Raw genomic sequence first — 14,718 nt, forward strand, 5'->3', positions numbered from 1 at the left:
CTGGATATGCTGGTGCAAGTGTTTTATGGTTGGTTCTGGAATTGGCTGTTGTTTTTTTTCTTATCGTCCAGCCTATAATTCCAATTTATGCACGCACAGCAATCACTTTGAGTATCCTGTTGTCAAATTGTTGGTTTATTCTGTTTGTGTTCTCACTGAAAATATGTGCTTAAGTACAGTTAGAAAGTATCCGAGCAATATGCGCATAACAAGTTGCTCAACGCGGACCAAGTTACGCCGCACCAGCATGTGGCTCGCTCCGCTCACTTTACCACATGCTGGCACGGCGCAACTTGGCCGGTTAGCAAAGCGTTAGAGCACATACTCGTCAGGTTGATTTTTAGCAGGTTGGTGGTTGGCTTTGGATGTGTGGTTAATAATCACGGCCAAAACAAAAACCTTGAAAACCCAATAGGCTGCAAACCATTGGTCCTCGCCGAGTCGGCGCTTAAATTAGTCACTTGCTCCAGGTTCTGGTCAAAGCCAAGTCAGGTCGGGTGGTCCGCTTTCGCATGTGATGGCATTGTGCCATACGACTGGTTTTGGTGTTCTTTTGTACACCACCGAGCGTAATGGGCGTTTAAAGTTCACGCTCTTGTTTTTTAAACCCGGTTTTGGTGGTCGTTAAGGGGTAGGGCAGTTGCTGCAGGCTCTTGCTCTAACAAGTCGTTCAACGGGACGGCGCTACGCTCCATTGGTTTGTGCACTCGCTTCGCTCATTGTTGCACAAACCAATTCCACTGCGCACCGCCCGTTAACTTCGCGTTAGAGCACATACTCGTCAGGTTTTTTTAAGCAATTTGGTGATTGTTTTTGGGTGTGTGGCCAATAAACACGGTCAAAACAAAAACCTTGAAAACCCAATGGGCAGCAATCCATTGGTCTTCACCGAGTGAGTTCTTGAAATAGTCACTTGCTCCGGGTTCTTGTCAAAGCCAAGTCAGGTTGGGTGGTTCGCTTTCACATGTGATGGCATTGTGCCATACGACTGGTTTGGGTGTTCTTTTGTACACCACCGAGCGTAATGGGTGTTCAAAGTTCACGCTTTTGTTTTTTAAAACCAATTTTAGTGGTCGTTAATCGGTGGGTCGGTTGTTGCAGGTTGTTGCTCTAACAAGTCGTTCAACGGGACGGCGCTACGCTCCATTGGTTTGTGCATTCGCTGCGCTCATTGTTGCACAAACCAACTCCACTGCGCACCGCCCGTTAACTTCGCGTTAGAGCACATACTCGTCAGGTTGATTTTTGGCAGGTTTGTGGTGGGTTTTGGGTGTGTGGTCGATGAACACGGTCAAAACAAAAAACCTCAAAAAGCATATAGGCTGCAAACCATTGGTACTCAATGAGTGGGTGCTTAAATTAGTCACTTGCTCCAGGTTCTGGTCAAAGCCAAGTCAGGTTGGGTGGTCCGCTTTCACATGTGATGGCATGGTGCCATACGACTGATTTGGGTGTTATTTTGTACACCGTCGAGCGTAATGGGCGTTTAAAGTTCACGCTTTTGTTTTTTAAAACCAATTTTGGTGGTGTTGTAAGGGTAGGGCAGGTGCTGCAAGCTTTTGCTCTAACAAGTCGTTCAACGGGACGGCGCTACGCTCCATTGGTTTGTGCACTCGCTGCGCTCATTATTGCACAAACCAATTCCACTGCGCACCGCCCGTTAACTTCGCGTTAGAGCACATATTCGTCAGTCCGATTTTTAGCAGGTTGGTGGTTGGTTTTGGATGTGTGATTAATAAACACGGTTAAAACAAAATCCTTGAAAACCCAATAGGCGGCAAACCATTGGTCCTCACCGAGTACGTGCTTAAATTCGTCACTTGCTCCAGGCTCTTGTCAAAGCCAAGTCAGGTTGGGTGATCCGCTTTCACATGTGATGGCATGGTGCCATACGAGTGTTTTGGGTTTTCTTTTGTACACCACCGAGCGTAATGGTCGTTTAAAGTTCACGATTTTGTTTTTTATAACCAATTATAGTGGTCGTTAAAGGGTGGGGCAGGTGCTGCAAACTCTTGCTCTAACAAGTCGTTCAACGGGACGGCGCTACGCTCCATTGGTTTGTGCATTCGCTGCGCTCATTATTGCACAAACCAATTCCACTGCGCACCGCCCGTTAACTTCGCGTTAGAGCACATACTCGTCAGGTTGACTTTTATCAGGTTGTTGGTTGGTTTTGGGTGCGTGGCCAATGAACACGGTCAAAACAAAACCTAAAAAGCACATTGGCAGCAAACCACTGGTCCTCACTGAGTGAGTTCTTGAAATTGTTGCTTGCTCCAGGTTTTTATCAAAGCCAAGTCAGGTTGGGTGGTCCGCTTTCACATGTGATGGCATAGTGCCATACGAGTGGTATTGGTTTTCTTTTGCATACCACCGAGCGTAATGAGTGTTTAAAGTTCACGCTTTTGCTTTTAAAACCAATTTTAGTGGTCGTTAATCGGTAGGTCGGTTGTTGCAGGTTCTTGCTCTAACAAGTCGTTCAACGGGACGGCGCTACGCACCGCCCGTTAACTTCGCGTTAGAGCACATACTCGTCAGGTTGATTTTTGGCAGGTTGGTGGTTGGCTTTGGATGCGTGGCTAATAAACACAGCCAAAGCAAAAGCTAAAAAACCGATAGGCAGCAAACCATTGGTCCTCACCGAGTGAGTTCTTGAAATAGTCACCTGCTCCGGGCTCTGGTCAAAGCCAAGTCAGGTTGTGTGGTCCGCGTTCGCATGTGATGGCATAGTGCCATACGAGTGGTTTGGGTGTTATTTTGTACACCATCGAGCGTAATGGATGTTAAAAGTTCACGCTCTTGTTTTTTAAAACCAATTTTAGTGGTTGTTAAAGGGTAGGGCGGTTGTTGCAGGCTCTTGCTCTAACAAGTCGTTCAACGGGACGGCGCTACGCTCCATTGGTTTGTGCACTCGCTGCGCTCATTGTTGCACAAACCAACTCCACTACGCACCACCCGTTAACTTCGCGTTAGAGCACATACTCGTCAGGTTGATTTTTGGCAGGTTGGTGGTTGGCTTTGGATGTGTGACTAATAAACATATCCAAAACAAAAAGCTAAAGAACAGATAGGCATCAATCCATTGGTCCTCACTGAGTGGATGCTTAAGTAGTCACTAGCTCCAGGTTCTGGTCAAAGCCAAGTCAGGTTGAGTGGTCCGCGTTCGCATGTGATGGCATTGTGCCATACGACTGGCTTCGGTGTTCTGTTGTAAACCACCGAGCGTAATGGGCGTTTAAAGTTCACGATTTTGTTTTTCAAAACCAATTATAGTGGTCGTTTAAGGGTAGGGCAGATGTTGCAGGCTTTTGCTCTAACAAGTCGTTCAACGGGACGGCGCTACGCTCCATTGGTTTGTGCATTCGCTGCGCTCATTATTGCACAAACCAATTCCACTGCGCGCCGCCCGTTAACTTCGCGTTAGGCAAATGAATAAATTCGTAGAATCGATAATAGAAGCATCCGATAAGGCTCATAAAGAGCTTGAGCGTGGAATAGGGAGAGGAAAATTACTTTTTTCTCCAGGGTATTTTTCTAGAAAGGCAATTCGAATAAGTCAGGACCAGCTTAGCAAACTGAGATACGTTGTTATGATGGTTGGGTTCTTATTGGTCGGCCTTGGAATGCCTGCCTACTTGCTTGGAAAACTATATCCTGTGGCTACTGAGTATGCGTTTGTAATAGGTGTTGTCGGTTCCCTTGTATGTTTTCAGTTGTATAAGAGGTGGTTGTTAAGAAGTAACGAGGTTATATGCCTAGATACATACGCCGTTGCAATATATGTTAAGTGTTTAGCGAAACAGTTGAGTATCTCATATATTGGCTCGTTGGCAATTATGGCCTTTTCAATTTGTGTGATGGTTTCGTTTGGAACATTGTATTTTTACAGTAACGGTTTTCTGCTGTTTGCTTGTTTTCTTGCGGCACTGTTCCTATTAAGTTCTTATGCACTGGTTGCATTTATTGCAACATTGGCTTTGCGAGTTAAATACGAATACTGGGGTGCCTAACAAGTTGGTCAACGGGAACCACCTACGCTCCACAAGCATGTGGTTCGCTGCGCTCACGTTACCACATGCTTGTGGAGCTTCGGCGGTCCCGTTACCAAAGCGTTAGCAATTTCACGAGAATTCCATATATGTACGGTGTATTACTATTTTTACATATTATCGGTGCGACGATTTGGACCGGTGGTCATATAGTCCTTTCTGTTGTGATTCTTCCAAGATCACTGAGGCATCGGTCTCCGGAAATATTGTTAGATTTCGAAAAAGTTTATGAAAAGATAGGTATGCCTGCCTTGATTATTCAAATTGCTACAGGGCTTGCATTATCCTATAACATGCTGCCTAGCGTGAAGGGGTGGTTTGATTTGGAAAATCCATTAACTCATGCACTTTTGTTAAAGTTTGTTTTACTTTTAATTACGTTCCTGTTCGCACTTCATGCTCGATTTAGGGTGATTCCGCGTTTGTCTCCTGAAACACTTAAACTAATGGCGTGGCACATAGTTCCTGTCACGATCATGTCCATATTGTTCGTATTTGCGGGTGTTTCAGTTAGAACGGGTTGGTTGTATTAGTGGCCTTTTGCTAACAAGTCGTTCAACGGGACCCAGCTACGCTCCAGTGGTTTTTGCATTGGCTGCGCCAATTATTGCACAACCCACTTCCGCTCCGCCGGTCCCGTTAACTTCGCGTTATGCGGCTTCAGGTGCGGTGCTGTTAGAATTGGAGTTTAAAACCCCATGGATTTCAGTGGGTCGAAAATGATGAATTCACGTATAAATATTCCATAGAAAGAAAAAGACAACAGGGATGGGTATCAAAATGAAAAAGACCTTGGTTAAGATTGGAGTGGTTTTGTTAATATCGTTTAGTGCTTATGGCTGCAAAACATATTTTGGTGGGTATTGCATCGGGAACGAATGTTATTGCCCTGGAGGTATTGGATGGTGTCCAGCCCAATAAGGTAGTGAATCAACATATAAAATTGCGGCTAGATTTAAACAAATTTCACTTCTCTGAAAGAACAATAGTTTGAGTGGTTTTGATGCATTGGTGTCAATCTAAATTCAATTTAATTGATTAGAGCTGTTCACAGTGAATAGCAAAGTAATCCATTTTTATATAAGTTTTAAAATGGGTTTGCTCAATATCAGTTTTAGAGTGCAAAAAGCACATAACAAGTTGGTCAACGGGAACCGCCTACGCTCCGCAAGCATGTGGTTCGCTGCGCTCACTTTACCACATGCTAGCTCCTCTACGGCGGTCCCGTTACCAAAGCGTTAGAGCACATATTCGTCAGGCTGATTTTTAGCAGTTTGGTGGTTGGTTTTGGGCGTGTGGTCGATGAACACGGTCAAAACAAAAAACCTAAAAAACACATTGGCAGCAAACCATTGGTCTTCACTGAGCGGGTGCTTAAACTAGTCACTTGCTCCAGGTTTGTTTCAAAGCCAAGTCAGGTTGGGTGGTCCGCTTTCGCATGTGATGGCATAGTGCCATACGACTGGTTTTGGTTTTCTTTTGTACACCACCGAGCGTAATGGGTGTTTAAAGTTCACGCTCTTGTTTTTAAAACCAATTTTAGTGGTGGTTAAAGGGTAGGGCAGGTGTTGCAGGCTCTTGCTCTAACAAGTCGTTCAACGGGACGGCGCTACGCTCCATTGGTTTGTGCATTCGCTGCGCTCATTGTTGCACAAACCAATTCCACTGCGCGCAGCCCGTTAACTTCGCGTTAGGCAATAAGATGAAGCATCGGCTATTTAAACAGAACGATTTGAAGTCTGAAGATTGGGACGAACAATATTACAAATATTGTGAGTTTAACGGTCTTGATATGTATGGTTTAGACATCGGTTCTGACTTTGTTAGTTGTGAGTTTATAAACGTAGAGTGGTATTGGGGACTTTTTAATATTTCTAATTTTATGCAATGTAAATTCACGAACTGTGTATTTAGAGGAACTAGCTTTTCTGGTTGCAGGTTCGTAGAGTGTGAGTTCCTAGACTGCAATTTTGTAAAAGATAACCTCGGTAGTGGTTGTAGCTTTAGTGATTCAATTGATTATGGGTCAAAAGTTATTAATTGCACTGGTTACGGCGTTCGCAAGGGTTAGCCTAACAAGTCGTTCAACGGGACGGCGCTACGCTTCATTGGTTTGTGCATTCGCTGCGCTCATTATTGCACAAACCAATTCAGCTGCGCACCGCCCGTTAACTTTGCGTTATGTCTCTCCATGTTCCATTCTTTCTAAGTGATTCGGGTTGTAGTAATGGAAAAAATATTAAGATGGATTTTATTGGCTATAGCTTTAGTCGCGGTTGTTACTGGATTGAACGTCATATTCGGCGGGTCGGCATCTGTACCTGGGGCAGTAGGTGGTGCTGGTGCTACTCATGATAACGAGATGCGATTTTTTGCAGTATTTTGGGTTGGTTATGGTGTGTTCAATTTTTGGGTGTCTAGAGATCTCGGCTCTCGCATAGGTTTTATACCTGGTATTGCAGCGTTATTTTTCCTTGGTGGTGTTGCTAGGCTTATTTCTATATTGCTTTCTGGTTTACCGTCTACACCGCTAATCGGAGCAACAGTATTAGAGCTTGTTGTTCCACCTATTTTATTGTTTCTGTATTACAAACAGAAATTACCAACATAACAAATTGGTCAACGGGAACCACCTACGCTCCACAGGCATGTGGTTCGCTGCGCTCACTTTACCACATGCCTGTTCCACTACGGCGGTCCCGTTACCAAAGCGTTAGGCAACACCAAGGTTCAAACTAAAGATTTGACATGCGATGGATCAACTTAATTTTGAAACAGACAACGGCCTAGAAATCTTTGGTCCGAACACGCTGGTATTTGCTATTGATGATACTGGCAATGAGAGATTCAAAGATCCAGCGCACCCAGTGTTTGGATTAGCTGGGTGCGGATTTATGGTGATCGACTATGTGAGGCTGATTGATGGTCCATGGAGTAATTTGTGTAATCGGCTGTTTGGATCAGTAGAAAGACCACTTCATGCATCCGAAATTCAATTTACAAGAGATCAAATAGAAGGGCTTTCGGAATATTTTAAAAGTTACGAGTTCTTCAGGGTTGGCGTGACTACTCGCCATGAGATTTCAAACGAAACTGAAGAATCTATTATTGATCTATTGGGTAATGCATTACTAGCAAGGTTATGCGATGTGGGTCAGTGGGCAATATTTGATAGATTTGTGATCATCATTGAGGCATCTGATAGGGTGGAGAATAGAATCCTTAGAAGCTTGTCGAACAAGGAGCTAGAAAGAGGGGATTCAAGAATTAAAGTTGAGCATAGCTGTTATGCCTAAATCTGCGTGTTTTCCGCCTATGGAAATTGCTGACTTTATTGCTCACACATGTGGAGCTCAGGCGCGAGTAATGAGACAGGGCAAGGCGAAAGAAAGAAAGGACTTCAAGGTGATATTTAAAAGTATCAACGAGAAATTAACGAGCTTTATGCATATAACCAACATCAAGTACAGCGATGCCTAACAAGTGCATACACAGGAAGCCAACTACGCGCCGCCAATTGTGGTGCGCTACGCGCACTTTACCACAATCGGCTCTGCTCCGTTGTCTCCTGTGATGCAGGCGTTAGAAATCCGTCGGATATTAATGAAACATTACATTAATGAATAAGGATAGCTTTTTTGTACGGTTTAATTGCATTGCTTGGTTTGATTTCAATTGGTCATCTCTCTCTGAAAGCAGATTAGAAATCTAAAACCGTTAGAGGATGAAGTTGGGTATAAAGATGAATTCTCGCTGTTAGAGTTGCTTTTATATGTAAATGTAGGCGTGATATTTGTTTACCTGATTGTGTTCGTTTTCTATGAGATGAAGGCTCTAATAGTTGCGGGTTTACTGGCTATTCTGATTTATGCTCTCTTTAAGTTTAAATCAATCGTGAATAGTGCAGAGAGTGATACATCTAGTCCTGCATTTAAGTATTTAGACGGTCTTGAAGGCGGCTTTAATGTAATACTTTCAAGTACATTATTCATTGCATTCACCTATATTTTTTATTTGGGTTTGAGTTACGGCATCACATGATTTCTAACAAGTTGGTCAACGGGAACCACCTACGCTCCGCTAGCATGTGGTTCGCTGCGCTCACTTTACCACATGCTAGCTCCGCTCCGGCGGTCCCGTTACCAAAGCGTTAAAACTCACATGTGTAAGATTTTCAGCGTACTTGAATGGATATAATCTTCGATCTAATTGTTCGTATAATAATGAAGCTATCGATAGGGTCGATGTTTGATGATCAGATAACAGAGAGCGACTTTGTAGGTTGGGCTATTGTAGTATTTTTGGTGTATATATTTTTATCAAATTTGGCATATCGAATACGAAGGCGACGATCTTACAATAAAGAAGATCGTGCTAAGAGTATGAAGAAAAAGGGTGAGAAATAAATTCATTTTGGTTTGTATAATTTATGGGGCGACATAAGTTTGGTGACTGGGCATCTGGTTTTGATAGAGCCATTAAATTACAGATTTTCGGTACTTGGTCGAGTATCTAGTTTTAACAATACGGTCAACCGGACCGAGGGCGTTCAAAATTCTGTGTCAGCCTAGCGGCGTCATAAGCTGATGTATTTCTCCAGCCGGTCTGGGAAGTGGATTGTGAGCTGTGACAGCGTCAGGTTCCAGTTCTGTATCGGGTGAGTCCATCGCTCAGTGGCTTTGAGTATACCGGCATACAACAGCTTCAGTAAGCTGTTTTCATTAGGGAAGCCGCCTTTCGTCTTAGTGAGTTTGCGGAACTGGCGGTGTACAGCCTCGACAGCGTTTGTCGTGTAGATCGCCTTCTGCACGTAATCCGGGTACTTAAAGTAAGTCGATAACGTCGGCCATTTACTGCGCCAAGACTGGATTACCATTGGATATTTGTCGCCCCATTTGGCTTCCAGGTCGTCCAAGGCAATTTCTGCGGCGTTGAGGGTGGTAGCCTTGTAAACGCACTTCAGGTCACTCATGAAGGCTTTCTGATTTTTGGAGGCAACGTACTTCATGGAGTTGCGGATCTGGTGGATGATGCAGTGCTGAATCTCGGTGTCGGGGTAGATGGTCTCAATGGCTTCAGGGAAGCCTTTCAGGCCATCCACGCAGGCAATCAGAATATCTTTTAGGCCCCGGTTGTTCAGGTCGGTCAACACAGATAGCCAGTGGTGAGCACCTTCCTGATCCGATAAATACAGGCCCAGCAGCTCCTTCTTGCCTTCGATATTGAGGCCCAGAATGGTGTAGATAGCCTTGCTGACATAGCGGCCGTTTTCCTTGATCTTGTAGTGAATCGCATCCAGCCAGACGATCGGATAGATAGCCTCCAGATCTCGCTCACGCCATGCCTGAAGCTCTGGGAGAAGCTTGTCGGTGACAGCATTGATGGTACCATTGGAAAGCTCGACACCGTAGAGATCGGCAATATGGCCGCGGATGTCCTGATAGCTGTTACCCAGGGCAAACAGAGCCAGGATCTTGCGTTCCAATTCATCGGTGAGGTGAGTCTGGTTCTTTTTGACCAGCTGGGGTTCGAAGGTGCCAGACCGGTCTCTGGGGGTATCCAGCTCAAAGCTGCCCGTAGGGCCTTTTATGGTCTTGGAAGACTTGCCGTTCTTACGGTTAGGGGCTTCCTCGTTGGCCAGATGCTCTTCCAGCTCGGCCTTCATGGCGGCCTCAGTGAGCTGTTTGATCAGGGGTGTCAGGATGCCGTCCTTGCCAGTGAGGTCTTGGCCTTCACGCAGGGCTTTGAGGGCGGCTTCCATATCGAAAGTAGGTTTGGTCATAGGTCATCTCTTTTGGTCTAATGATAAAGAAATGACACAGAATTCTGAACACTACCAACAAAGTGGTCAACCGGACCCAGCTACGCTCCGCCAACATTTGATTCGCTTCGCTCATTTTATCAAATGTTGCCTCCGCTACGCAGGGCCGGTTACCACAGCGTTATGAAATCACGTAATTCACGCACTATGAAAATTATCGCTTACAAATCTAACAGCATGATTGCATTTATCTTTGGCTTGACTGCTTTTGTTTGTATATTTCTGAGTGATGGGAATCACCACATTAAGCAGTTAGGATTTGGGTTTGTTTTTATCTCAGTAATATTCGGCTTGCATTCAAAATATCGTGCAAAATTTGATAAGCGATATAGGTCTGAGTTCCCACTCACCATATACGATGATAAGGTTTGCTGGGGGTTGTTTGGTAACGTGTATTTTGGAAGTGTTGAAGATATATCACTGGTCGGCAATAAGCTTGTTATCTCTAATGCAGGCGCAGGTTATAAATTTCATATAGTCGAAGATCAAGAGCAAAAAATTCATGATTTAAAACACAAATTAGATGCATTTCGAAATCAACTCTCAATGAGGACTCCACAGAAAGGTATAGGAATCTCTTATTCAGGAACAAAAATGAAAATATTACTATCTTCAGATGATATCGATATTCCTTACCTAAACTACTTGGTTTCAAATATCGATCGTCAATTGGTGATTTCTGAATACACGGTGTCTTATTCAGATAGCGAAAGTGTTAATTATGGAAATATTTCAATTGCTCAGCTCTGTGAAAAGATTCATAACAAAGTGTTCAAGCGGACCCGGCTACACTCCAATGGTTTGTGATTCGCTTCGCTCATTTTATCACAAACCATTTCCGCTACGCCGGTCCGCTTAACACAGCGTTATAACCCCGATCATATCCAAAACTTACTCCGCACCATGAGACACTGATTCTAGATAAATGAAACATATACTTGTGATCGGATTTGCATTCTCAGTCATCTTTCCAATCGTATTGCATGGCTTGTATTCTCCAGATATGCGTGATTTTAAAATTTATGAAAGCTATGCGGATTCTTCGGGTGAGATTCAGCAGCGAGAAAAAGAGCAAGTTATGTATCCAAAGTCTAGCGGTGTGTATAGTCAGTATTGGCAGTTTTGGGGGTTAAGGCAGGGTATTACTAGATGGTTCAAATTTTCATTATTCTGTTATTTTATGGTAATTCCATTTCTGATGGCCTTGTCATGCTGTATTAAGGCAAGTAAAAATTAGCCGAATTCATACAACCAATACAAACAGTTAACCCATTTTAGTTATAACAAGTCGTTCAACGGGACGGGGAGGTTCCCTCGGTTCAGTAGACACTTAGACCTAACAATCTAGGAGTCAAAACAATGCCAAAACCAGGCCCAAGAACGACCTACAAGTACACAGATAAGTTTAAAGCTACAGCAGTCAAATTAAGCCAGTTACCTGGAGTCCAATCCAACGATGTGGCAGAGTCTCTTTGTATTCATCCGCTTATGCTCTCGCGTTGGCGTAAACAAGTGAGAGAAGGACTAGTTATGTCAAAAGGTATTGATCTCGACAGTGAAACCGCTGCTGAACTAAAACGATTAAGAAAGCTAGAGAAGGCCCATAAGCGCCTTCTTGTTGAACATCAAATTTTAAAAAAAGCAATCGAGTGGGATTCAAAGCGAAAGCAGACATCTTCCAGTTCATCTACGATCACGAAGAAGAACTCCCGGTAGCGGTGATGTGCGAGCTATACAACGTGAGTCGATCCGGATTCTATGCCTGGCGAGACCGACCACAGAGTGAGAGAGCACTGAGGGATGCTGATCTGCTTGTTGAGATACGTCGAGTATTCAGAGAAAGCGGCGAAACCTACGGCAGCCCCAGGATTTATCAACAGTTAAAAAGAGAAGGCTTTTATGTAGGTGAAGCCAGAATAGCACGGATAATGCGAGAAAATTGCATTCAGGCGGTTTCTAAAACTTTATACAAACCTACACCCTGGATGACCAAGTTCTTCGGCAGCACCAAGAACAAGATCAAAGATATTAAGCTCACCAGCGTCAACCAAGTCTGGCTGACTGATATCACTTATCTGAGAGTGAACGGTGAATATAAGTATATGGCGACGGTTCTGGATAAATTCTCGCGTCATTTGCTGGCATGGTCCATAGGTGAGCATAAGAGCAGTAAACTAACCAAGCGTGTATTAAAACGAGCGCTCATGGAACGGCAGCCTGATACAATGCCCATTGTACATAGTGATAGAGGCGCAGAGTTTCTCGGTTCTGAATTCAGCTCTTATTTAACGAGAGTGGGAATCGAACAGAGCGTTAACAGACGAAAGACCATGAACGACAATGCTCATATGGAGTCTTGGTACAAAACAATGAAGTCTGACATGTATCACCGGAAAACATTCGTGGCAAAGAATACGCTTTATAAAGCGATGCAGAACTATGTAGATTTTTACAACAGAGAGCGTATACACTCATCACTAGGCTATTTAAGCCCGATTGAGTTTGAACAGGCGCGATATAACTGACGAGTGTCCACTTTATCGAAGGAACTCCCCGGCGCTACGCTCCATTGGTTTGTGCATTCGCTTTGCTCATTATTGCACAAACCAATTCCACTGCGCACCGCCCGTTAACTTCGCGTTATATCCACAAGGAAGAGTGATGAATCTACTTGCACTGGAAAAAGTAGTAATAGATAAAAGTTCTCAAGAAATATTTGACTATGTGTCAAATATGGAAAATTTTTCGGGGTGGTTCACTGGTGTGGTGCATATAGCTTCGTTAAATGAATTGAGTCACGGAGCAAAGGGTAAAACCTATTTAGAGACGGTTAAGATACCCTTTAAGGGCAATAGTAAAGTTAAGATTACAGTGGTTGAATCCCAAAGTCCGACTACCTTTATAACAGAAGGTACATTGTCTCCGATAAAGCCAAGAATGGAGATAGCTATAAGGGAAACCTCAGGTGGTAATGAGGTCATTTGGGCCATGTATAGCCGTAATAATAGTTTTCTGTTTAAAAGATTGATGTTGCCTCTTGTCAGATCCGAAATGTCAAAAAGGGCTAAACGTAGCGTCAAGCGGTTAAAAGAAAAGTTAGGCGGCTGATATAACAAGTTGGTCAACGGGAACCACCTACGCTCCGCAAGCATGTGGTTCGCTGTGCTCACTTTACCACATGCTTGCTCCGCTCCGGCGGTCCCGTTACCAAAGCGTTAGAGCACATATTCGTCAGGTTGGCGGTTGGCTTTGGATGCGTGACTAATAAACACGGCCAAAACAAAAAGCTTAAAAACCGATAGGCAGCAATCCATTGGTCCTCACCGAGTGAGTTCTTGAAATAGTCACTTGCTCCAGGTTCTTTTCAAAGCCAAGTCAGGTTGAGTGGTCCGCTTTCGCATGTGATGGCATGGTGCCATACGACTGGTTTGGGTGTTCTTTTGTACACCACCGAGCGTAATGGGCGTTTAAAGTTCACGCTTTTGTTTTTCAAAACCGATTTTAGTGGTGGTTAAAGGGTAGGGCAGGTGTTGCAGGCTCTTGCTCTAACAAGTCGTTCAAGTGGACATCGCTACGTTGCGCTAACTTGTGCATTTGCTTCGCAAATTATGGCACAAGTAAGCTCCACTGCGCGCTGCCACTTAACTTCGCGTTAGAATTCCAAGAGACCTGTGTGTTTAGATATATTGCAATTATGGTGACCGCTTTAATTTTTGGATGTGATGTCCCTGAGTTAAAAAGTACGCGTGTGTGCAATGTACACACTAGTCTGAAATATCATGTAGACCCAGATCCAAGAGACATCTCGATATCCTTAAACGTATGCGATGATGGGGTGAATGAGTTATTGGTCTCTTTGTCGGGTAATGACACTGGAAGTGGTTGGGTTCTGATAAAAGAACCAATTATCAATCTTGATATTAATGAATCAACGAAGCTGATCGACCTTGGCATTGATGTCAGAAATAGTGACTTTAGAGAGTATACGATTACGTTGCCATCGTACATTAACCTGAATCGGTATATGAGCCTAGAAGAGCGTGATGGATTAAAATGCAAAGATATAAAAGATATTACGCTTTGTTTCAGCACCTAATTCTAACAAGTTGGTCAACGGGAACCACCTACTCTCCGCAAGCATGTGGTTCGCTACGCTCACTTTACCACAAGCCTGCTCCGCTACGGCGGTCCCGTTACCAAAGCGTTAACTGAATTTTGTATGAGTTTCGAATCAGATCCATATAGCACTGAAACAAGACAAGGAGTTAACCTCAGACGAAAGGTTGACCAGTTGGTGATTGCCGATGTTGACCATGCTTATGAAGTCGCAAAATCAATTGTGCATCCGTGGTACAGGTGTCAATCACTAGCGAAGGTTGCAGAGCACACGAACGGAACCTTGTTGGCTTCCACCATCAAAGAATCGTTCGCTTCTGCGCTAAATTGCCATGACGAGAACCGAAGAGTCGAGGTTGCGCGCTGGCCTCTTAGTGTTGCAATTCGAAGAGGCAAGGAGGATTTGGCTGAGTTTATGTTGATGGAATGCATAGAGCAGCTGAGTCGGGATCGTGACCCAATCAGTACTTGGTGTGCAGTTTCGGTGCTGCATACCATTAAAGGTGATAACAAGCTTGTCGACATATTTTGTGATGCATTCATTCGTGCAACAAGTAAAGGGCATGGTTGGAGAGTTGAACGCAGCATAAAAAATTTGCTTTCTGATCCGCATGCTGCGCAACATCCGAAATATATCGAGCATCTTCAACGCAGGCAAACCGAGATAGAAAATTGGAAAAATGAGCACCGAGTGCAAAAATCCAGTTAACAATTTGCTGTACTCGGACCCAA

General features: G+C 44.0%; 12 protein-coding genes. 11 read left to right on the forward strand and 1 reads right to left on the reverse strand.

Going from position 1 to position 14,718, the window contains the following annotated elements; genetic code table 11:
- The first annotated feature begins 3,428 nt into the window (after positions 1-3,428).
- The 5 genes from Kalk_RS20820 (at position 3,429) to Kalk_RS20840 (ending at position 7,345) form a co-directional block, all read left to right on the forward strand.
- Positions 3,429-4,010 carry a hypothetical protein gene (locus Kalk_RS20820; protein WP_101896088.1) on the forward strand — a complete coding sequence of 194 codons (582 nt, stop codon included), beginning with the start codon at positions 3,429-3,431 and terminating at the stop codon, positions 4,008-4,010.
- 128 nt (positions 4,011-4,138) lie between these two features.
- Complete coding sequence (locus Kalk_RS20825) at positions 4,139-4,582, forward strand: CopD family protein (protein ID WP_101896089.1); 444 nt, start codon at positions 4,139-4,141, stop codon at positions 4,580-4,582.
- Positions 4,583-5,931: 1,349 nt separating this feature from the next.
- Complete coding sequence (locus Kalk_RS21830) at positions 5,932-6,120, forward strand: pentapeptide repeat-containing protein (protein WP_407656840.1); 189 nt, start codon at positions 5,932-5,934, stop codon at positions 6,118-6,120.
- Positions 6,121-6,276: 156 nt separating this feature from the next.
- On the forward strand, positions 6,277-6,660 hold the full coding sequence (locus Kalk_RS20835) for a DUF4345 domain-containing protein (protein WP_101896091.1): 384 nt from the start codon (positions 6,277-6,279) through the stop codon (positions 6,658-6,660).
- Between the two features lie 142 nt (positions 6,661-6,802).
- Positions 6,803-7,345 (forward strand): hypothetical protein, encoded by a 543-nt coding sequence (locus tag Kalk_RS20840; RefSeq protein ID WP_101896092.1) that lies wholly within the window; start codon positions 6,803-6,805, stop codon positions 7,343-7,345.
- A 1,280-nt stretch (positions 7,346-8,625) separates the two neighbouring features.
- Here Kalk_RS20840 and Kalk_RS20860 read toward each other — a convergent pair.
- Entirely contained in the window at positions 8,626-9,831 is a 1,206-nt protein-coding gene (locus Kalk_RS20860) for an IS256 family transposase (protein ID WP_101892936.1), read from the reverse strand.
- Positions 9,832-9,993: 162 nt separating this feature from the next.
- On the opposite strand from Kalk_RS20860, the gene Kalk_RS20865 reads away from it, so the two are divergent.
- From Kalk_RS20865 to Kalk_RS20890, 6 genes are all read left to right on the forward strand, one after another.
- Positions 9,994-10,677 (forward strand): hypothetical protein, encoded by a 684-nt coding sequence (locus tag Kalk_RS20865; protein WP_158643621.1) that lies wholly within the window; start codon positions 9,994-9,996, stop codon positions 10,675-10,677.
- A 552-nt stretch (positions 10,678-11,229) separates the two neighbouring features.
- The gene (locus Kalk_RS20870) at positions 11,230-11,586 is read left to right on the forward strand and encodes a transposase (RefSeq protein ID WP_199767979.1); all 357 of its coding nucleotides are present in this window, start codon (positions 11,230-11,232) and stop codon (positions 11,584-11,586) included.
- Complete coding sequence (locus tag Kalk_RS20875; RefSeq protein ID WP_158643622.1) at positions 11,520-12,395, forward strand: IS3 family transposase; 876 nt, start codon at positions 11,520-11,522, stop codon at positions 12,393-12,395. The genes Kalk_RS20870 and Kalk_RS20875 overlap by 67 nt, the downstream gene beginning before the upstream one ends.
- Positions 12,396-12,531: 136 nt before the next feature.
- A complete protein-coding gene (locus Kalk_RS20880; protein WP_101896098.1) occupies positions 12,532-12,978 on the forward strand; it encodes an SRPBCC family protein in 447 nt (148 codons plus the stop codon).
- A 565-nt stretch (positions 12,979-13,543) separates the two neighbouring features.
- Entirely contained in the window at positions 13,544-13,966 is a 423-nt protein-coding gene (locus Kalk_RS20885; RefSeq protein ID WP_101896099.1) for a hypothetical protein, read from the forward strand.
- 123 nt (positions 13,967-14,089) lie between these two features.
- A complete protein-coding gene (locus Kalk_RS20890) occupies positions 14,090-14,695 on the forward strand; it encodes a hypothetical protein (protein ID WP_101896100.1) in 606 nt (201 codons plus the stop codon).
- Positions 14,696-14,718 lie beyond the last annotated feature (23 nt).

Source organism: Ketobacter alkanivorans (assembly GCF_002863865.1).
In the GTDB taxonomy this organism is placed as follows: domain Bacteria; phylum Pseudomonadota; class Gammaproteobacteria; order Pseudomonadales; family Ketobacteraceae; genus Ketobacter; species Ketobacter alkanivorans.

Bases quoted from the DNA above. Each gene is read 5' to 3' on its own strand.
- Kalk_RS20840 (WP_101896092.1), top strand. From the start codon at position 6,803: ATGGATCAACTTAATTTTGAAACAGACAACGGCCTAGAAATCTTTGGT.
- Kalk_RS20820 (WP_101896088.1), top strand. From the start codon at position 3,429: ATGAATAAATTCGTAGAATCGATAATAGAAGCATCCGATAAGGCTCAT.
- Kalk_RS20890 (WP_101896100.1), top strand. From the start codon at position 14,090: ATGAGTTTCGAATCAGATCCATATAGCACTGAAACAAGACAAGGAGTT.
- Kalk_RS20825 (WP_101896089.1), top strand. From the start codon at position 4,139: ATGTACGGTGTATTACTATTTTTACATATTATCGGTGCGACGATTTGG.
- Kalk_RS20865 (WP_158643621.1), top strand. From the start codon at position 9,994: ATGAAATCACGTAATTCACGCACTATGAAAATTATCGCTTACAAATCT.
- Kalk_RS21830 (WP_407656840.1), top strand. From the start codon at position 5,932: ATGCAATGTAAATTCACGAACTGTGTATTTAGAGGAACTAGCTTTTCT.
- Kalk_RS20870 (WP_199767979.1), top strand. From the start codon at position 11,230: ATGCCAAAACCAGGCCCAAGAACGACCTACAAGTACACAGATAAGTTT.
- Kalk_RS20880 (WP_101896098.1), top strand. From the start codon at position 12,532: ATGAATCTACTTGCACTGGAAAAAGTAGTAATAGATAAAAGTTCTCAA.
- Kalk_RS20835 (WP_101896091.1), top strand. From the start codon at position 6,277: ATGGAAAAAATATTAAGATGGATTTTATTGGCTATAGCTTTAGTCGCG.
- Kalk_RS20860 (WP_101892936.1), bottom strand. From the start codon at position 9,831: ATGACCAAACCTACTTTCGATATGGAAGCCGCCCTCAAAGCCCTGCGT.